This window comes from Micromonospora sp. NPDC002389 (genome assembly GCF_040296095.1).
Classification (GTDB): Bacteria; Actinomycetota; Actinomycetes; order Mycobacteriales; family Micromonosporaceae; genus Micromonospora.
In genome coordinates this window covers 178,593-196,520 of sequence record NZ_JBEOWP010000007.1, presented here as the reverse complement: position 1 = coordinate 196,520, position 17,928 = coordinate 178,593, and the positions used below count along the sequence as shown (strand labels likewise).

The 17,928-nt window shown below is 72.3% G+C and carries 15 protein-coding genes and 1 riboswitch; of the genes, 6 read left to right on the top strand and 9 right to left on the bottom strand.

The genetic code is table 11. The annotated features are described in order from the left end of the window. Positions 1 to 13 precede the first annotated feature (13 nt). Positions 14 to 3,667: a cobaltochelatase subunit CobN gene (gene cobN, locus ABT008_RS15855; RefSeq protein WP_350696957.1), complete on the bottom strand. Its 3,654-nt coding sequence runs from the start codon at positions 3,665 to 3,667 to the stop codon at positions 14 to 16. 51 nt (positions 3,668 to 3,718) lie between these two features. Beyond that, a riboswitch (cobalamin riboswitch) is annotated at positions 3,719 to 3,797 on the bottom strand. A 66-nt stretch (positions 3,798 to 3,863) separates the two neighbouring features. Here cobN and ABT008_RS15850 point away from each other — a divergent pair. From ABT008_RS15850 to ABT008_RS15840, 3 genes are read left to right on the top strand one after another with little or no spacing between them, the layout of a single operon-like run. Continuing rightward, the gene (locus ABT008_RS15850; RefSeq protein WP_350696956.1) at positions 3,864 to 5,084 is read left to right on the top strand and encodes a ferredoxin-like domain-containing protein; all 1,221 of its coding nucleotides are present in this window, start codon (positions 3,864 to 3,866) and stop codon (positions 5,082 to 5,084) included. Then, positions 5,081 to 5,710, top strand: coding sequence for a precorrin-8X methylmutase (locus tag ABT008_RS15845; protein WP_350696955.1), 630 nt, complete (start codon positions 5,081 to 5,083; stop codon positions 5,708 to 5,710). The genes ABT008_RS15850 and ABT008_RS15845 overlap by 4 nt, the downstream gene beginning before the upstream one ends. Before the next feature lie 2 nt (positions 5,711 to 5,712). After that, a complete protein-coding gene (locus ABT008_RS15840) occupies positions 5,713 to 7,227 on the top strand; it encodes a precorrin-2 C(20)-methyltransferase (RefSeq protein WP_350696954.1) in 1,515 nt (504 codons plus the stop codon). Here ABT008_RS15840 and ABT008_RS15835 read toward each other — a convergent pair. The 5 genes from ABT008_RS15835 to ABT008_RS15815 form a co-directional block, all read right to left on the bottom strand. After that, positions 7,215 to 7,964: a cobalt-precorrin-6A reductase gene (locus ABT008_RS15835; protein ID WP_350696953.1), complete on the bottom strand. Its 750-nt coding sequence runs from the start codon at positions 7,962 to 7,964 to the stop codon at positions 7,215 to 7,217. The two genes, ABT008_RS15840 and ABT008_RS15835, sit on opposite strands and share 13 nt — an antisense overlap. 159 nt (positions 7,965 to 8,123) lie before the next feature. Then, on the bottom strand, positions 8,124 to 8,609 hold the full coding sequence (locus ABT008_RS15830; RefSeq protein ID WP_350696952.1) for an SRPBCC family protein: 486 nt from the start codon (positions 8,607 to 8,609) through the stop codon (positions 8,124 to 8,126). A gap of 3 nt (positions 8,610 to 8,612) precedes the next feature. Then, the gene (locus tag ABT008_RS15825; protein WP_350696951.1) at positions 8,613 to 8,954 is read right to left on the bottom strand and encodes an ArsR/SmtB family transcription factor; all 342 of its coding nucleotides are present in this window, start codon (positions 8,952 to 8,954) and stop codon (positions 8,613 to 8,615) included. A gap of 779 nt (positions 8,955 to 9,733) precedes the next feature. After that, entirely contained in the window at positions 9,734 to 10,276 is a 543-nt protein-coding gene (locus ABT008_RS15820) for a hypothetical protein (RefSeq protein WP_350696950.1), read from the bottom strand. A 235-nt stretch (positions 10,277 to 10,511) separates the two neighbouring features. Further along, the gene (locus ABT008_RS15815) at positions 10,512 to 11,813 is read right to left on the bottom strand and encodes an aspartate aminotransferase family protein (RefSeq protein WP_350696949.1); all 1,302 of its coding nucleotides are present in this window, start codon (positions 11,811 to 11,813) and stop codon (positions 10,512 to 10,514) included. Positions 11,814 to 11,937: 124 nt separating this feature from the next. Between ABT008_RS15815 and ABT008_RS15810 the strand changes: the two genes are divergently transcribed. Further along, positions 11,938 to 12,858 (top strand): LysR family transcriptional regulator, encoded by a 921-nt coding sequence (locus tag ABT008_RS15810; RefSeq protein WP_350696948.1) that lies wholly within the window; start codon positions 11,938 to 11,940, stop codon positions 12,856 to 12,858. 121 nt (positions 12,859 to 12,979) lie between these two features. Here ABT008_RS15810 and ABT008_RS15805 read toward each other — a convergent pair whose 3' ends face one another. The 3 genes from ABT008_RS15805 to ABT008_RS15795 form a co-directional block, all read right to left on the bottom strand. Further along, entirely contained in the window at positions 12,980 to 14,206 is a 1,227-nt protein-coding gene (locus ABT008_RS15805; protein ID WP_350696947.1) for an epoxide hydrolase family protein, read from the bottom strand. A gap of 51 nt (positions 14,207 to 14,257) precedes the next feature. Then, positions 14,258 to 14,710: a peptide-methionine (R)-S-oxide reductase MsrB gene (gene msrB / locus ABT008_RS15800; RefSeq protein WP_502890439.1), complete on the bottom strand. Its 453-nt coding sequence runs from the start codon at positions 14,708 to 14,710 to the stop codon at positions 14,258 to 14,260. Between the two features lie 95 nt (positions 14,711 to 14,805). Further along, positions 14,806 to 15,837 (bottom strand): fatty acid desaturase family protein, encoded by a 1,032-nt coding sequence (locus tag ABT008_RS15795; protein WP_350696945.1) that lies wholly within the window; start codon positions 15,835 to 15,837, stop codon positions 14,806 to 14,808. A gap of 109 nt (positions 15,838 to 15,946) precedes the next feature. Between ABT008_RS15795 and ABT008_RS15790 the strand changes: the two genes are divergently transcribed. Beyond that, positions 15,947 to 17,254 (top strand): sensor histidine kinase, encoded by a 1,308-nt coding sequence (locus ABT008_RS15790; protein ID WP_350696944.1) that lies wholly within the window; start codon positions 15,947 to 15,949, stop codon positions 17,252 to 17,254. Continuing rightward, positions 17,206 to 17,841, top strand: coding sequence for a LuxR C-terminal-related transcriptional regulator (locus ABT008_RS15785; protein ID WP_350696943.1), 636 nt, complete (start codon positions 17,206 to 17,208; stop codon positions 17,839 to 17,841). Before ABT008_RS15790 ends, ABT008_RS15785 begins: the two co-directional genes overlap by 49 nt. The last annotated feature ends 87 nt before the right edge of the window (positions 17,842 to 17,928 follow it).

The following is a 17,928-nucleotide window of genomic DNA, read 5'->3' as shown; positions in this document are numbered from 1 at the left end:
GGGACGGCAGCACTCAGCCGGACTCCTCCAGGTCGCCCTCGACCTCCAGGTACGCCTGCCGCAGCGCGTCCATCAGCGCCGGATCGGGCTTGGCCCAGAGCCCACGGTCGGCGGCCTCGGTGAGCCGCTCGACGATCCCGCGCAGCGCCCACGGGTTCGACCGGCGCAGGAACTGCTGGTTATCCGGGTCCAGGACGTAGCTCTCCGCGAGCTGCTCGTACATCCAGTCCGTGACCACGCCGGCCGTGGCGTCGTACCCGAACAGGTAGTCCACGGTGGCGGTCATCTCGAACGCGCCCTTGTAGCCGTGCCGACGCATGGCGGCGATCCACCGTGGATTGACCACCCGGGCCCGGAACACCCGCGCGGTCTCCTCGGTCAACGACCGGGTCCGGGTGGCGTCCGGGGTGGTGCTGTCCCCGATGTACGCCCGGGGCGCCTGCCCGGTCAACGCCCGCACCGTGGCGATCATCCCGCCGTGGTACTGGAAGTAGTCGTCGGAGTCGGCGATGTCGTGCTCACGGGTGTCGGTGTTCTTCGCCGCCACCGCGATCCGCCGGTACGCCGACTCCATGTCCTCCCGGGCGGGCCGCCCGTCCAGGTCACGGCCGTACGCGAAGCCTCCCCACACGGTGTAGACCTCGGCCAGGTCGGCGTCGTCGCGCCAGTTCCCGCTCTCGATCAGCGGCAACAGTCCGGCGCCGTACGCGCCGGGCTTGGAGCCGAAGATGCGGGTGGTGGCACGCCGGTCGTCGCCGTGCCGGGCGGCGTCGGCGCGGGCGTGCGCGGCGAGGTAGTTCTCCTCGTCCGGCTCGTCCAGCGCGGCCACCTCCCGGATCGCGTCGTCCAGCAGGAGCACCACGTGCGGGAAGGCGTCCCGGAAGAAGCCGCTGATGCGCAGCGTGACGTCGATACGGGGGCGGCCCAGGTCGGCCAGCGGGACGATCTCGACGCCGGTGACCCGCCGGGACGCCGGATCCCAGACCGGTTGCGCGCCGATCAGCGCCAACACCTCGGCGATGTCGTCGCCGGAGGTCCGCATCGCCGAGGTACCCCAGGCCGACAGGCCGACCGAGCGGGGCCACTCGCCGGTGTCCCGGCGGTAGCGCTCCAGCAGACTGGTGGCCATCGCCTGCCCGGTCTCCCAGGCCAACCGGCTGGGGATCGCCTTCGGGTCGACGGTGTAGAAGTTTCGGCCGGTCGGCAGCACGTTGACCAGTCCACGCAGCGGCGACCCACTCGGTCCGGCGGGCACGTAACCCCCGTCGAGGGCGTGCAGGACGGCGTCGAGTTCGCCGGTGGTGCCGGCCAGGCGCGGCGCGACCTCGGTGGCGGCGAACGTCAACACGCGGCCGACCTCCGCGCCGTGCGGATGGTCGTCGCCGAGCACCTCGACGCGTACCCGGTCGACCGCCTCGACGGACCAGTCGTGCCGCTCCATCTCCTCGACCAGTCGTCGGGCCACCGCCTCGATCCGGTCCACCTCGGCGGTGTGTTCGGCGCCGCCCTCGTCGAGGCCGAGCGCGGCCCGCAGACCGGGCACGGCGTCGGCCTGCCCGCCGAAGACCTGACGGGCGCGCAGGATGGCCAACATCAGGTTGATCCGCGCCTCGCCGGTCGGGGCGTGCCCGAGCACGTGCAGGCCGTCGCGGATCTGCGCGTCCTTGACCTCGCAGAGCCACCCGTCGACGTGCAGCAGGAAGTCGTCGAACTCGGCGTCGTGTGGGCGCTGCTCCATCCCCAGGTCGTGGTCGAGCCGGGCGGCCTGGATGAGCGTCCAGATCTGCGCCCGTACGGCCGGCAGCTTGGCCGGGTCCATGGTGGCGATGTTGGCGTGCTCGTCGAGCAACTGCTCCAGCCGGGCGATGTCGCCGTAGCTCTCCGCCCGCGCCATCGGCGGCACCAGATGGTCCACGATGGTGGCGTGCGCCCGCCGCTTGGCCTGCGCGCCCTCGCCCGGGTCGTTGACCAGGAACGGATAGATCAGCGGCAGCTCGCCGAGCACCGCGTCCGGCCCGCAGCTCGCGGAGAGGCCGAGGTTCTTGCCGGGCAGCCACTCCAGCGACCCGTGCTTGCCCAGGTGCACCACGGCGTGCGCGCCGAACTCCTCGTCCAGCCACCGGTAGGCGGCCAGGTAGTGGTGCGTCGGCGGCAGGTCCGGATCGTGATAGATGGCCACCGGGTTCTCGCCGAAACCGCGTGGCGGCTGGATCATCAGCAGCACGTTGCCGGCACGCAGCCCGGCCAGGACGATCTCGCCGTCCGGGTCGGCAGACCGGTCGACGAACAGGTCACCCGGGGCAGGACCCCAGTGCTCGGTCATCGCCTCCCGCAGGTCGTCGGGGAGCGCGTCGAACCAGCGGCGGTAGGTGGCGGCCGGGACACGGACCGGGTTGCCGGCCAACTTCTCCTCGGTGAGCCACTCCGGGTCCTGGCCGCCGGCCGCGATCAGGGCGTGGATCAGGCGGTCCCCGTCGGCGTCCTGGCCGTCACCGCTGGGAAGCAGGCCGGGCAGCGCGTCCGGGCCGTCGACCGGACCGACGTCGTACCCCTGCCCGCGCAGCGTCCGCAGCAGGTGGACGGCGCTGGCCGGAGTGTCCAGACCGACCGCGTTGCCGACCCGGGAATGCTTCGTCGGGTACGCCGACAGCACCACCGCGATCCGCCGCTCGGCCGGCGGCACGTGCCGCAGCCGGGCGTGCCGGACCGCGATGCCGGCGACCCGGCGGGCGCGCTCCGGATCGGCGACGTAGTGCGGCAACCCGTCGGCGTCGGTCTCCTTGAACGAGAACGGGACCGTGATCAGCCGGCCGTCGAACTCCGGCACCGCCACCTGCGTGGCCGCGTCCAGCGGGCTGAGCCCGTCGTCGCTCTCCGCCCAGGATGCCCGGTCCTGGGTCAGCGCCAGCGCCTGGAGGATCGGCACGTCCAGCTCGGCGAGCGCGCCGACGTCCCACGCCTCGTCGGCACCCCCGGCGGAGACCTCCGCCGGCCGGGTGCCCCCGGCCGCCAACACCGTGACCAGCAGCGCGTCGGCCCGGCCGAGCGTGGCCAGCAGGCCCGGCTCGGGGGCGCGCAGGCTCGCGCAGAACACCGGCAGCGGTACGCCACCGGCCTGCTCGACGGCCGCGCAGAGCCCCTCCACGAAGGCGGTGTTGCCGCTGAGCTGGTGGGCCCGGTAGTAGAGGATGCCCACCGTCGGCCCGGTCACCGTCGGTGCCGGACGCGACATGACGCCCCAGTCGGGGTGCGCGAGCGGCGGCGCGAAGCCGTGGCCGGTCAACAGCACCGTGTCGCTGAGGAACGCGTGCAGCTCGCGGAGGTTGTCCGGACCGCCCTGCGCGAGGTAGGCGTGCGCCTGCGCGGCGATGCCCTGGGCCACCGTGGAGCGGGCCATCAGGTCCGCGTCGGGCAGTTGTTCACCGCCGAGGGCGACCACCGGCACGTCGCCGCCGAGCAGCGTGTCCAGGCCACGCTGCCACATCCGGTAACCGCCGAGGATGCGGACCACCACGAGGTCCACGCCGGCCGTCAGGTCGGCCAGCGCCTCCGGTTCCTCGCCGACGCGGGCCGGGTTCGCCAGCCGGTACGCCGCACCGCTGGACCGGGCGCTGAGCAGGTCGGTGTCCGAGGTGGACAGTAGTAGGATCACGCCGTCACCGGGCATGGTTGACTCCTCCCCGGGTCCGCGCCCGTGGCCGTCGGTCGCGGTCGACCGGAGTGTCTGGCTCGCGGGCCGGCACGGGGCCGGACCGGTGACAGTGGCGGGACCGCCCCGGACTCGCACCGGGTTCCTCCGCGCCGACCGCGTGATGCTGATCTCGGCGCGTTCCGTGCCGAGACTCTGACTCTACGATGAGCACGTGCCCGCTGTCTCCTCCCCGTCCGGCCGTTCCGGCGCCGACCGGTGTCCCGGGGCGCTTCGGGCCCACCAGGCCGCCGACGGACTGCTGGTGCGCGTACGGCTTCCCGGCGGTCGGCTGAGCACGTCACAGCTCCGCCGGTTGGCGGCCACCGCCCGAGGCGACGCCGACGGCACGCTGGAGCTGACCTCACGGGCGAACGTGCAGCTCCGCGGCATCCCCGACCAGCAGGCGGTGGACCGGATCGCCGCCGTCCTGGTCGACTCGGGGCTGCTGCCCAGCGCCAGCCACGAGACGGTCCGCAACATCGTCGCCTCGCCGCTGAGTGGTCTGGACCACAGTGGCCGGCCCGACGTACGGCCGGTGGTGGTCCGGGTCGACGAGGCGCTCTGCGCCTGTCCCGAGCTGGCCGACCTCAGCGGCCGTTTCCTGATCGCCGTCGACGACGGCCGGGGTGACGTCGCCGCCCTCGGCGCGGACCTGTGCTGGCTGGCCGAGACCGGCGCGCTGCTGGTGGCGGGACGCGACGTCGGGCTGCGGGCCGACGCCGACCAGGTAGCCGCAACGATCGTCACCGCCGCCCGAGCCTTCCTGCGGCACCGCGCCGGGCGGCGGGACGTGTGGCGGGTGGCCGATCTGCCGGAGGCACCCGCCGCCGTGGTCGCGGCACTGGGCGGGCCGCACGCCGAGCCGGTCGACCCGCCGCGTGGCGGCCCGCCGCCGGTCGGTCCGCATCCGGCCGGCTTCGTGATCGCCGCCGCACCGCTGGGTCGGCTCACCGCCGCGCAGGCCGAGGCGGTCGCGACGCTGACCGACGGACCGGTGGTGGTGACGCCGTGGCGGACCGTCGTCGTGGTCGCCGCACCCGAGGCGGCGGTGCCGGCGCTGGTCGGGGCCGGGCTGGTGGTCGATCCCGCCTCGCCCTGGGTCGGGGTGACCGCCTGCGCCGGCCGACCCGGTTGCGCCAGCGCGCTGGCCGACGTCCGCGCCGACGCCACCGCCGCCCTGGCCGACGCCACGGCCGCCCTGGCCTCCGCCGCGTCGCCCGTTGCCGACGCGCTTCCCCTGCACTGGGCCGGCTGTGATCGGTGCTGCGGCCGACCTTCCGGTCCGGCGGCCCTGGCGGTGGCCACCGGCGCCGGTTACCGTGTCGCCGGTCCCCGAGAGGATCACCACGGCCCGCTGTCCGAGCGGGTGGCACAGGCACGGAGACCACGATGAGTTACGACTACGTCCGCGAGGGCGCCGAGATCTACCGCCGCTCGTTCGCCACCATCCGCGCCGAGACCGACCTGTCCCGGTTCCCCTCCGACGTCGCCCGGGTGGTGGTGCGGATGATCCACGCCTGCGGCATGGTCGACCTGGTCGACGACGTGGACGCGCACCCGGAGGTGGTCGCCGCCGGGTACGCCGCACTGGCCGCCGGTGCGCCGGTGCTCTGCGACGCGGCGATGGTCGCCGCCGGAATCACCCGCAGCCGGCTGCCCGCCGACAACGAGGTGGTGTGCACGCTGCGTGATCCGGCGGTGCCGGAGTTGGCTCGGCAGTTGGGCACCACCCGCAGCGCCGCCGCCATGGAGTTGTGGCGGGACCGGCTCGACGGCGCGGTGGTCGCCATCGGCAACGCCCCGACCTCCCTGTTCCGGCTGCTGGAGCTGATCGACGAGGGCGCGGGTCGGCCGGCGGCGGTGGTGGGCGTACCGGTCGGGTTCATCGGCGCGGCCGAGTCCAAGCAGGCGCTGGCCGACCATTCGGCCCGGATTCCGTACCTGGTCGTGCAGGGTCGTCGGGGTGGCAGCGCCGTCACCGCGGCGGCGGTGAACGGCATCGCGAGCGAGGTGGAGTGACCATGGTGGAGCCCGGCACCCTCTACGGCGTCGGGGTCGGACCCGGCGACCCGGAACTGTTGACCGTCAAGGCGGCCCGTCTGATCGCCGAGACCGACGTGGTCGCGTACTACTCGGCCCGGCACGGTCGCAGCATCGCCCGGTCCATCGTGACCGGGCTGTTGCGGGAGGACCACGTGCACGAGGCGCTGGTGTACCCGGTCACCACCGAGGGCACCGACGACCCGGCGGGCTACGAGGGCGTGATCCGCCGCTTCTACGACGACAGCGCCGAGCGGCTGGCCGTCCACCTCGCCGCCGGACGCGACGTGGTGGTGCTCTGCGCGGGCGACCCGATGTTCTACGGCTCCTACATGTATCTGCACGAACGGCTCGCGCACCGGTTCCCGGCCGAGGTGGTGCCGGGGGTGACCTCGGTCAGCGCCGCCTCCGCCGTGCTGGGTCGACCGCTCGTCGAACGCGACGAGGTGCTGACCGTCCTGCCCGGCACGCTGCCCGCCGAGGAACTCGCCCGGCGGCTCGCCGACACCGACGCCGCCGCCGTGCTCAAGCTGGGCCGGACCTTCGACAACGTCCGCGCCGCCCTGGACGACGCGGGTCGGCTGCCCGAGACGTGGTACGTGGAACGGGCCACCTCGCGGCGCGGACGACACGCCCCGCTGGCCGACGTGTCCGCCGACGACGTGCCGTACTTCTCTCTGGCGCTGTTGCCCAGCCCGACAAGTGCCGCCAGCCGGGACGACCTGCCTGCCTCGGCACCGGCGTCGCCGGGGGAGGTGGTCGTGGTCGGGCTCGGCCCGGCCGGACCGCGCTGGCTCACCCCGGAGGTGGCGCGGGCGCTGCGCGAGGCCGAGCACCTGGTGGGCTACGGCCCGTACGTGGACCGGGTGCCGGTGCGTCCCGGCCAGCAGCGGCACACCTCGGGCAACCAGGTGGAGACCGAACGGGCCGCGCACGCGTTGGAGTTGGCGCTCGGCGGGGCCCGGGTGGTGGTGGTCTCCTCCGGCGACCCCGGGGTGTTCGCGATGGCCAGCGCGGTCTACGAGGTGGCGACCGGCCAGGCCCGGTTCGCCGGGGTGCCGGTGCGGGTACTGCCGGGTCTGACGGCGGCGCAGGCGGCGGCGAGCCGTGTGGGTGCCCCGCTCGGGCACGACTTCGCGGTGCTGTCGCTGTCGGACCGGCTCAAGCCGTGGCCGGTCATCGAGGCGCGGCTGGCCGCCGCCGCTGCGGCCGACCTGGTCCTGGCGCTCTACAACCCGGCCTCGGCCAGCCGTCGTTGGCAGGTCGGCGCGGCCCGGGAGACGCTGCTGCGCCACCGTGACCCGAAGACGCCCGTGGTCCTGGCCCGGGACGTGGGCCGGGCCACCGAGTCGATCACCGTGGTCACGCTCGGCGATCTCGACCCGGAGACGGTCGACATGCGGTGCTTGCTCATCATCGGTTCGTCGACCACCCAGGTCAGTACCCGGGGCGACGACTCCGTGGTGGTCTGGACGCCCCGCACCTATCCCGGCTGAACCGGCAGCGCCGACACCCAGTCCACCGCCTCGTCCACCCTGGACACCGTCGTGGGGTGGACGGCGGGGACCGGCCGGTCGATCATCACGACCGGTAGGCCGAGCTGCCGGGCCGCGTCGAGTTTCGCCTCGGTGAGCCGGCCGCCGCTGTCCTTGGTCACCACCACGTCGATGCGATGGGTGCGGATCAGCTCCAGTTCACCGGCGAGCGTGTAGGGACCCCGGCTGCGCAGCAGTCGGATGTGCTCCGGCAGCGGCTCCTCCGGCGCGTCCACGACCCGGGCCAGGATCCACAGCCCGGTCGACGGGCGGAACGCCGCAAGGCTCTGCCGTCCGGTGGTGAGCAGGACCCGCCGCCCGAGCGCCGGAAGTTCCCGGACCGCAGCGGCCACGTCGGGTACGCGGTGCCAGCGGTCACCCGGACGGGCCGTCCAGCCCGGTCGTTCCAGCCGCAGGTGAGGTACGCCGACCCGGGCGGCGGCGGTGACGGCGGAGGTCCGGATCCGGGCCGCGTACGGGTGGGTGGCGTCGATCAGCACCTCGACGCGGTGCGTGTCGAGCCACCGGGCCAGCCCGTCGGCACCGCCGAACCCGCCGACGCGTACCTCACCGACCGGCAGGCGGGGATCGGCGACCCGCCCGGCCAGCGAGGAGATCACCGACAGCCCCGGTCGTTCGACGAGCCGAGCGGCGAGATCACGTGCCTCGGCGGTGCCCCCGAGGATGAGTACCCGCACCCGCTACCCCCTCGCACTCGTACCCGGGGGAGTAGTGAACCACGCGGCCTCGATGAAAGGAGGGGTCCCCTGCTAACGCCTACGGTATAGAAGGGGACCCCTCCTAACATCGGACCGCGCCGGTGCCGGCTCCCGCGCCGGTGCCGGCTCCCGCGTCGGTCAGGAGGCGACCAGGCCGTCGATCTGGTTGATCGCGCCGGTGGCACCCTCCACCATGCCCATGTCCAGCACCTGCTGGAGCGCCTCGGCGGACGGGTACGTGCTCACGTACGTCGCTCGGGTTCCGCCGTCGTGCGCGGTGAAGGTGAAGACGCTCTTGGAGACCGGCATGTCCGGGTTGGGGGTGAGGTCCTCGTGGGCGAAGCCGTCCTCGAAGGCGAAGCTGCGTGTCGCGTCCACGGCGGTGACCAGCCAGTATCCGGCGAAGCGTTCGCCCTCGGGGCTGGTCATGTAGTAGGTCACCCGCCCGCCGGGTGTGAGGTCGTGGTCGACCACGGTGGCCGGATAGGTCGGCGGCCCCCAGATCTTCTCCAGTTGGCGTGGGTCGGCGTACACCTGCCAGATCCGCTCCACCGGCGCGGCGAAGTCGGCGGTGATGGTCAGGCTCAGGTTGTCGAGGTCCTGCTTGACGTCGGTGACGGGCACTGTTCAGTCCTCCTGGTCGGTCTCTGATGCGATGAGCATGTCGATGCGGGCGATGCGGCCGCGCCAGACCTGTTCGAGCTCGGTGAGCATGGACGCCACCGACCGCACCGCCTGCACGTCGCCGCTGGCCAGTTGCTCGCGACCGCTGCGTCGCTTGGTCAGCAGGCCGGCCCTCTCCAGCACGGCGACGTGTTTCTGCACGGCGGCGAAGCTCATGTCGTACTTGGCGGCGAGCGCGGAGACGGAGTGCTCCCCGGCCAGCACACGGCGCAGGATGTCGCGCCGGGTGCGGTCGGCGAGCGCGTGGAACAGGGCGTCCGCCCGGTCCTCACTCGTCTCCGCCACAAACCCAATATACAACCGATCGGTTGTACGTCGTCAAAGGGCTTGCGGATTTGTCGGCGCGTGTCGCGGCGCGGCACCTCGCGCCTTCCCGCTCAGCCGACGTCGACACGCACCCACCACGGCACGGTCCGACCCCGCGAGATGGTGTCGACGACGGGGGGTGGGCCGCCACGCGTGCTCCACGCCGATGATCGACCGCCGGTCGCGCTCCGCCGAGCAAAAGCGCCGGGCGTGCAAGGAGGGGTCCCCTGTTAACGCTTGATGGCGTTAACAGGGGACCCTTCCTTGCGTCTGGGCGGGCCGGGGGGTGCAGAGATCGGGAGGTGGGTCGATTTGTTGCTGCCATAGCGACAACAAATCGACCCACCTGCGAACGTGCCTGCGTGGGTCTTCCCCGCCAGTCGCCAGTTCGGGAACTTTGTCCGTTCTGATGAAGGCGGTGGCCCCGGAGCTGGCCCGATCACCACAGCGGCTGGTCCGACCGATCAACTCACACGGCGGAGCGGGCTCAGCGGCGAGGCAACCGTGCCAGCCAGTTGAAACACGTCTACCAGGCCGACCGAGTGCCGACTGATCCAGAAGCCCGGCTCAGGGCGGCCCCGGCTCAGGGCGGCCCCGGCTCAGGGCGGCCCCGGCTCAGGGCGGCCCGGCTTATGGCGGCCCGGCTTACGGCGGGCCGCCTCATGGCGCGCCGGCTCACGCGGCTCGGCGACGCGCTCTAGGTCGGCTCCGAGCAGTCATCCTGCAACTGGGCTGGTGCGCTCGGGGCGGCCGGGTGGTCAGGGCGTCGAGGCGGCGGGGGGTTCGGGCTCAGGGGCGCGGCGTCGTTGCAGCGTCCGCGCGGCGACCACCGGCAGGACGCGCAGGATGAGCGCCAGGATCACGGCCAGAGTGACGGCCTGCCGTACCGACAGACCCTGCCACGCCAGCACGGCACCCGCGCCCACTCCGGTCAGCAACGCCCCGCGTGCGACCCGCAGCGCGACGACGAGACCCGAGGGTTCCTCCCCAGCCCGGTCGGGCTTGGACCACAGGGTGCTCACCGCCGCCGTGACCGCGAACAGTACGGCGATCAGCAGCGCCCAGAGGGCGACCCGACCGACGCCGGCGTCGTCGGTCAACGACGGTGCGGCGAAGGTGGCCGCCAGGAGGATGAAGAGGGTGGGTACCCACGTCAGGAGGAAGGCCGCCAGCCCGGTCTGCAACGCCCGGCGCCCCCGACCGACCTGCGGTTGCACCTGACTTCCGATGCCGGCGGTCACCTCGTCGGGGGCCCATACCAGCTGGCCGACCCTGCGCGGCTCGGGCGTTGGCTCAGACATGCCGGCAAGCCTAGTGTGGACGATCTCCACGGCCGGGATCGGTGTCCTGGCCACTGCGCGGGGAGTTTCAGCCACTGCGGTCGGCACTCCGGCCGCAGTGGCTGGGGTCCCGACCGCAGTGAGCGGTGTCCCGCCCGCCGAGCGGATGGGTCCCGGCCCTCGTGCGCGGTGTTGTCAACCGGCCCTGATCGGCGTCCTCGCCGCCGTGTTCAGCGTTTCCCGCTGCCCAGCGGCATTACCGCTCGCGCAGGACCGCCGTGAGTGCGGCGTCGAGGATGTCCAGGCCAGCGTGCAGGTCGTCGTCGCTGATGGTGAGCGGTGGGGCGATCCGGAAGATGCCGCCCATGCCGGGCAGTTGGACGATGTTCATGTGCAGACCCCGGTCGAGGCAGGCCGAGGTGACCCGGGCGCCCAGCGCGTCGGCTGGCGTCCGGCTCACCTTGTCGGTCACCAGTTCGATGCCCTGGAGCAGGCCCCGGCCCCGGATGTCGCCCACCACCTCGTGCTCGTCCCGCAGGGTCTGGAGCCGCTCGGTGAGCTGATCTCCGAGCTGCGCGGCCCGTCGGACAAGGTCCTCCCGCGCGATGACGTCGAGGACGGTCAGCGCGACCGCCGCCGCCAGCGGGTCGGAGACGTGGGTGGTGTAGAAGAGGAATCCCCGCTCGTGGCAGACCTGCTCGATCTCGGCGCTGGTCACCACGGCGGCCACCGGCAGTCCCGCGCCGAGGGTCTTGGACAGGGTGAGGATGTCTGGGGCCACGCCGTCGCGTTCGAAGGCGTACATCGCGCCGGTGCGGCCGAGACCGGTCTGCGCCTCGTCCAGGATGAGCAGCATCCCGCGCTCGTCGCACATCTGCCGCAGTCGGCGCAGGTATCCGGGCGGCAGGTCGATGATGCCGCCCGAGGAGAGGATCGGCTCGACCAGGCAGGCAGCGAGGCTTCCGGCAGACTGCTGGTCGACCAGGGCGAAGCCGTACGCGAGTTCGGCCTCCCAGTCGTGCGCGCCGGTGGCCGTACGGAACGGCGACCGGTAGGCGTTCGGTGTGGGCAGGACGAGGTTGCCCGGCATCGGCGGACCGTAGCCGCGTCGCCCGGCGGAGTACGTCGCCGACGCCGCCCCCTGCGTCATGCCGTGCCAGGACCGGTCGAACGAGACGATCTCGTACCGGCCGGTGTGGAGCTTGGCCATCTTGATCGCCGCCTCGTTCGCCTCGGCGCCGGTGGTGAGCAGCAGCGTCTTGCCCAGCGAGGGAGGCAGTGTGGCGGCGAGCCGTTCGGCCAGTGCGAGCAGCGGCGGGCTGAGCATGCCGCTGTAGAGGTGGTCCAGCGAGGCGACCGCGGACGAGACGGTGGAGACGATGTCCGGGTGCGCGTGGCCGAGTATGGCGCTCATCTGTCCCGAGGTGAAGTCGAGGATCGGCCTGCCCTCGCGGTCGAAGACGTACGCCCCACGGGCGCGCTCGATGATCCGGGGGGTGAAGCTGGCCCCGTAACGGATCAGCAGGCGGTCCGCCTGGTCCCAGAACGTCGTGTCCATCAGCGGTCCTCTCGTACGCGCCGGGCGGGGGAGCCGGTCCCTGCCGGTCATCCTGCGACGGCCCGACGGAGGCGACAAGCAGACAAAGATCGCTGATCATTCGTCGTCGCCGTACGGTCGACCCATGCTCAACCCTCGACGTCTGGTGGTGCTGCGGGCGGTCCTGGCCGCCGGATCGATCAACCAGGCCGCCCGGAACCTCAACTACGCCCCGGCCACGATCAGTCAGCACATGACCGAGCTGGCCAGGGAGACCGGCCTGGTCCTCTTCGTGAGGCAGGGACGGGGCATCGTCGCCACCGACGCCGCCCGGCACCTCGCCGACCAGGCGCAGACGCTGGTCGCCGACTTCGAGCGGTTGGAGCGGGTCGTCGCGGACCTGCGCGGCGGCCAGGGGGAGCACCTGGCGATCGCCTGTTTCGCCTCGGCGGCCGAACGGTGGATCCCGGAGCTGGTGCGGACCGTTCGGCAGCACCGACCGAACCTCACCGTGGAGATCAGCCTCAACGAACCGGTCGACGGTCGGGGCCGTCGGCAGCCGGACCTGGACATCCGCACCGAGCCGGCCGGCGGCGTCGAGGTACGGCTCGACGGTTACCACCGGCACGAACTCGCCGTGGAGGAACTCGTCGCCGTGCTGCCCGCCGGGCACCCGCTCGTGGAGGCCCCCGAGATCGCGTTGCGGGATCTCGGGGGCGAGCCGTGGGTGGACCACGACATCTACGACAGCCCGATCGGGCAGATCATCTCCAGCGCCTGCCGGACCGCCGGGTTCACGCCCCGGTTCGCCGCCCGGCTGGACGACCATCGGGCGGCCCTGCGCCTGGTGGCGGCCGGTGTCGGTGTCACGCTGCTGCCGTGCCTGGCCGTGGTGGACCTGCCCGAGGGCGCGGTGTCGAGACCGGTGGTCCGTCCCGTCGTACGGCGTCGCATCGTCGTACACGTGCGCCGGGACCGCCGCCGGCACGAACTCCTCGCCCGGGCGGTGGCGCGCCTGCGCGCCGACGCCGAGTCCGACCCCTGCACCGCGAGCCCCGACCACTGACCAGACCGCCGGGAGACCGAGGGGACGCCACTGGCGGAACGTTCCCCGGGCGGCGTGGGCGACCAGTACGCGCGCGACCGGCGCCCGAGGGCACCGGTCGCGGCGATGGGGCGACGGTCGATCAGCGCAGCGGCCGGAATCCGGCGCGCAGCTCCTCGGCGAAGGCCATCGGCCGTTCCCAGGCGGCGAAGTGCCCGCCCCGGTCGAGCCGGTGGTAGTAGACGAGGTTCGGGTACGCCTGCTCCACCCAGCTGCGCGGTGCCTCGTACAGCTCGTCCGGGAAGACGCTGACCGCCACCGGCACCCGTACGCCCTTGGTGGCGAAGAACGAGAGTGCGTTCTCCGCGTAGAGCCGGGACGACGAGACGCCGGTGTTGGTCAACCAGTACAACGTGATGTTGTCCAGTACGTCGTCCCGGCTGAGGCCGCCCGGCCCACCCGCGAAGACCCGCGAGATGAGGTCCAGGCTGCGCGCGTCGTGGTCGAGCAGGAACGCGGCCAACCCGACCGGCGAGTCCGCCAGCGCGGTCAGGGTCTGCGGCCGGGTGCCCATCATGAGGGCGTACGCGACGTGCTTCCACACGAAGTCGAGCTGCTCGCAGGCGCGCCGCTCCTCGGCGGAGAGGTTCGACGGCAGCGAGCCGAGGGCGTCGTTCGCCCCGCTCATGTCGGACTGGAACAGCTTGTCGAGATCCGCCGGTACGGCTCCCGGCATGTTGGTGTGGATACCGGCCAGCTCCGGCGGGGCCTGCACCCCCATCAGGTCCGAGATGATCGCGCCCCAGTCGCCGCCCTGGGCGACGAAGCGGTCGTACCCGAGACGCCGCATCAGCTCGGTCCACGCGCTGGCGATGTGCTCCGGACCCCAGCCCGGCATGGTCGGCTTGCCGGAGAAGCCGTGCCCGGGCATGGACGGGATCACCACGTGGAAGGCGTCCGAGGCGCTTCCGCCGTGGGCGGTGGGATCGGTGAGCGGGCCGATGACCTTGAGCTGTTCGATCACCGAGCCGGGCCAGCCGTGCGTGATGATCAGCGGCAGCGCGTCCTCGTGCGTCGAGCGGACGTGGATGAAGTGGATGTCCAGCCCGTCGATCTCGGTCATGAACTGCGGGACGCTGTTCAGCCGTGCCTCGACGCCACGCCAGTCGTACTCCCGCTCCCAGTAGCGCGCGACCGCCTGGATCGTCGCGAGCGGCACGCCCTGCGACTGGTCGGCGACGGTCTCCTGCTCCGGCCACCGCGTGGCGGCGATCCGGTGGCCCAGGTCGTCCAGCTCCGCCTGCGGGATCTCGACCGTGAACGGCCGGATCTGCGCGGTACGCGGTCGAGCTTCGGTCTTGACGGCCATCTCTGCCTCCTTCTCCCGCTCTCGCGGGTGGACGGGAGTCCTCGGACGGGGTCAGCGCCGGGCGGCGAACCGGTCGAGGTACGCCCCGTAGCCCTCACGCTCCAGGTCGTCGCGGGGCACGAAGCGCAGCGCGGCCGAGTTCATGCAGTAGCGCAGCCCGCCGGTCTCGATCGGACCGTCGTCGAAGACGTGGCCGAGGTGGCTGTCGCCGTGCGCGGACCGGACCTCGGTGCGGGTGACGCCGAGGCTGCTGTCCGGGATCTCGACCAGGTTCCCGGACTCGACCGGCTTGCTGAACGTCGGCCAACCGGTGCCGCTGTCGTACTTGTCGACGGAGGCGAACAGGGGTTCACCGGACACCACGTCGACATAGAGACCGGGGTCCAACTTGTCCCAGTACTCGTTGGCGAAGGGCGTTTCGGTCGCGGACTCCTGGGTGACCCGGTACTGCTCGGGCGTCAGGTCCGAGATCACCTCGGGGCTCTTGCGGTAGTCCTGAGACACCATCTCTCCTCCCGGCGGGCAGTTGCCCGATGGTCGGGGAATCTCCGAACCCGCTGCTTACCCCGCCCCCCGACGCCTACGCCCCGGCCGGGGAGTCACCGGGAGGCGTGTGCGGCCCGGGCGGGGGCACCCACCTCGTACAGGTGGCGCAGCGCCTGCCGGTACGAGTCGACCAGGCCGGTCTGCTCGTAGCGGACACCGATCTCGGCACAGTACGCCTGCACGATCGGCTGGGCCCGGCGCAGGTTGGGCGTCGGCATGCCGGGGAACAGGTGGTGCTCGATCTGGTAGTTCAGGCCGCCGAGGGCCGCGTCCACCAGCCGGCTGCCGTGGACGTTGCGCGAGGTCAGCACCTGCTTGCGCAGATAGTCCTCGGAGCCGGTCGGATGCGGCATCCCCTTGTGGTTGGGCGCGAAGGTCATCCCGAGGTAGACGCCGAAGATCGCCTGGTGCAGCAGCAGGAAGACCACGGCCTGCGGCGGGGTGAGGACGAGCAGCAGGGCCGTGAGGTAGCCGGCGGCGTGCAGGGACAGCAGGGCGGCCTCGACGCCCGGCCGCTTGACGGTGCCGTCTCGCAACGCCTTGACGCTGGACACCTTGAGACTGACGGCGAGCAGCGCGAGCAGTGGGAAGAACAGGACGGCCTGGTGCCGGACGACGAATCCGCGCAGCCCACGGCGACCGAGGGACGCCTCCGTGGTCCAGACGAGCACCTCCGGGGCCACGTCTGGGTCGAGATCGTCGTGGTTGGGGTTGTTGTGGTGGCGGGTGTGCTTGTCCATCCACCACCCGTAGCTCATCCCGACGCCGAGGTTGCCGGCCACCAGCCCGGCGACCGCACTCGGACGCCTGGTCCGGAACACCTGGCGGTGTGCCAGGTCGTGTGCCACGAGCGCGACCTGGGCGAACGTGACGGCGAGGAAGACTGCGGTGAACATCTGCCACCACGACGAACCGAGGGCGAAGAAGGCCGTCCAGCCACCGACGAACATGAACGCGACGACACCCAACCTCAGGGCGTAGTAGAGGGGCCGGCGTCGCATCAACCCGGCGTCGGTGATCCGGCGGGACAGGACGGCGAAATCGCTGCCGCTCGTCGGGCGCGGTGGCGTCGTGGCGGTCGTCATGGTCCCAGCAGACCGCATCCGGGACGCCCCCGTCAGGAGTTCTGCCCCCACCCTACGACGGGGTGCTAGCACCACCGAGAAGTGCCTGACACACAGGCACAATGTGACGATGGACCGGGTCGGCGGCGACGGGCGGGCGTACGCGTGGGCGTGGCGGGGCCTGCGTGCCGTACTCGTCGGTCTGGCCGCCGTCGGTCTGGCCGTGACCAACCTCGTGCTGCTCGGCGTCTCGCTGGTGGCTCTGGTCCTGGTCCCGGTGCCGTTCCTCGGCATGGCGTTGCTGCCGTGGACGATGACGGTGGTCCGCCACCGCGCGGATCTCGAACGCCGGCTGGCCACCCGCGCCGGTGTCCCGGTGTCCCGGCCCTACCGTCCGCCCCCGGCACGGGGTGTCCCCGGCGGGTGGCGGCGGTTCCGCTGGATCGTCACGGACCCGGCCACCTGGCGCGACCTCGCCTGGCTCCTGCCCGGCGCGGTGGTGTCCACCGCCCTCGGCCTGATCTCCCTGGCCGTGCCGCTCTACGGCGTGCTGGGCCTGACGCTGGTGCCGGTGTGGATCTGGCTCGGCACCGACTGGTACGGCTACGGCCTCGTCTGGTCCGTCGACACCGTCGTGGAGGGGCTGGTCTGTGTGCCGCAGGGCGCCGCCATCCTCGCCGGTGGGCTCTGGTTGGCCCCGTGGCTGCGCCGCGTCGACGCGTACTTCACCCGGCTGCTGCTCGCCCCGACCAAGGCCGCGGACCTGCGACTGCGCGTCACCGAACTGACCGTCACGCGTGCCGACACCGTCGACGCCCAGGCCGCCGAGCTGCGTCGCATCGAGCGTGACCTGCACGACGGCATCCAGGCTCGCCTCGTCTCCCTGGGCATGATGATCGGCCTGGCCGACGAGCTGATCGACCGTGACCCGAGCGCGGCTCGTGAGATGCTCGCGGAAGCGCGGGAGTCCAGCGGTACGGCCCTGGTCGAGCTGCGCCATCTCGTCCGCGGCATCCATCCGCCGGTGCTGGCCGAGCGCGGGCTCGACGGCGCGGTGCGGGCGTTGGCGCTGGGCCTGCCCGTCCCGATCACGGTCGATGTCGACCTGCCCGGCCGACTCGACACGCCGGTCGAGTCGGCCGCCTACTTCGCCGTGGCCGAGACGCTGACCAACCTGGTCCGGCACAGTCGGGCGCGGACCGGGGCGGCATCCCTGCGGCACACCGACGGCACGCTGACCATGGTGGTCGCCGACGACGGGACCGGTGGTGCGGACCCGGGCGCCGGTTCCGGCCTACGGGGCATCGAACGCCGCCTGGCCGCCTTCGATGGCACGATGACCGTGTCGAGCCCGGTCGGCGGGCCCACCGTCGTCACCATGGAGTTGCCGTGCGCGTTGTCATCGCCGAGGACCACGCACTCCTCCGGGACGGGTTGACCCGGATCCTGCGGGCCTTCGACTTCGACGTCGTCGCGGCCGTCGACAACGGACCTGCCCTGCTGCCCGCCCTGGTCAGCCTCCGGCCTCAGGTGGCGGTCGTGGACGTACGGCTGCCGCCGACGTTCACCGACGAGGGCCTGCACGCCGCGATCGCCGCCCGTACCCGTCTTCCCGGGCTGCCGATCCTGGTGTTGTCCCAACACGTCGAGCCGCTGTACGCCCGGGAACTGCTCAGCACCCCGCACGGCGGCGTGGGCTACCTGCTCAAGGACCGGGTGTCCCACGTCGGCGAGTTCGTCGACGCGGTCCGTCGGGTCGCCCAGGGCGGGACCGCGATGGACCCCGAGGTGATCTCCCGACTGCTGGCCCGCCGGGAGCCCCTCGCGGTGCTCACCCCCCGGGAGCGGGAGGTGCTCGGTGAGATGGCGGAGGGCCGCTCCAACGCCGCCATCGCCGGCAAGCTGCACATCACCGAGAAGGCCGTCAGCAAGCACATCAACAACATCTTCACCAAGCTCGACATGCCGCCCTCCGACGACCACAACCGGCGGGTCCTCGCCGTATTGGCATACCTCAACCCCTGAGGGGGCGACGTTCTGTCGTACTCGGACCTGCGGAGTTCCGTCAGGTGTCTCAAGCGTCCACTCTCCACGGACCGTTACCGTCTGCTC

Bases quoted from the DNA above. Each gene is read 5' to 3' on its own strand.
- cobN (WP_350696957.1), bottom strand. From the start codon at position 3,667: ATGCCCGGTGACGGCGTGATCCTACTACTGTCCACCTCGGACACCGAC.
- ABT008_RS15845 (WP_350696955.1), top strand. From the start codon at position 5,081: ATGAGTTACGACTACGTCCGCGAGGGCGCCGAGATCTACCGCCGCTCG.
- ABT008_RS15840 (WP_350696954.1), top strand. From the start codon at position 5,713: ATGGTGGAGCCCGGCACCCTCTACGGCGTCGGGGTCGGACCCGGCGAC.
- ABT008_RS15820 (WP_350696950.1), bottom strand. From the start codon at position 10,276: ATGTCTGAGCCAACGCCCGAGCCGCGCAGGGTCGGCCAGCTGGTATGG.
- ABT008_RS15815 (WP_350696949.1), bottom strand. From the start codon at position 11,813: ATGGACACGACGTTCTGGGACCAGGCGGACCGCCTGCTGATCCGTTAC.
- ABT008_RS15810 (WP_350696948.1), top strand. From the start codon at position 11,938: ATGCTCAACCCTCGACGTCTGGTGGTGCTGCGGGCGGTCCTGGCCGCC.
- ABT008_RS15805 (WP_350696947.1), bottom strand. From the start codon at position 14,206: ATGGCCGTCAAGACCGAAGCTCGACCGCGTACCGCGCAGATCCGGCCG.
- ABT008_RS15795 (WP_350696945.1), bottom strand. From the start codon at position 15,837: ATGACGACCGCCACGACGCCACCGCGCCCGACGAGCGGCAGCGATTTC.
- ABT008_RS15790 (WP_350696944.1), top strand. From the start codon at position 15,947: ATGGACCGGGTCGGCGGCGACGGGCGGGCGTACGCGTGGGCGTGGCGG.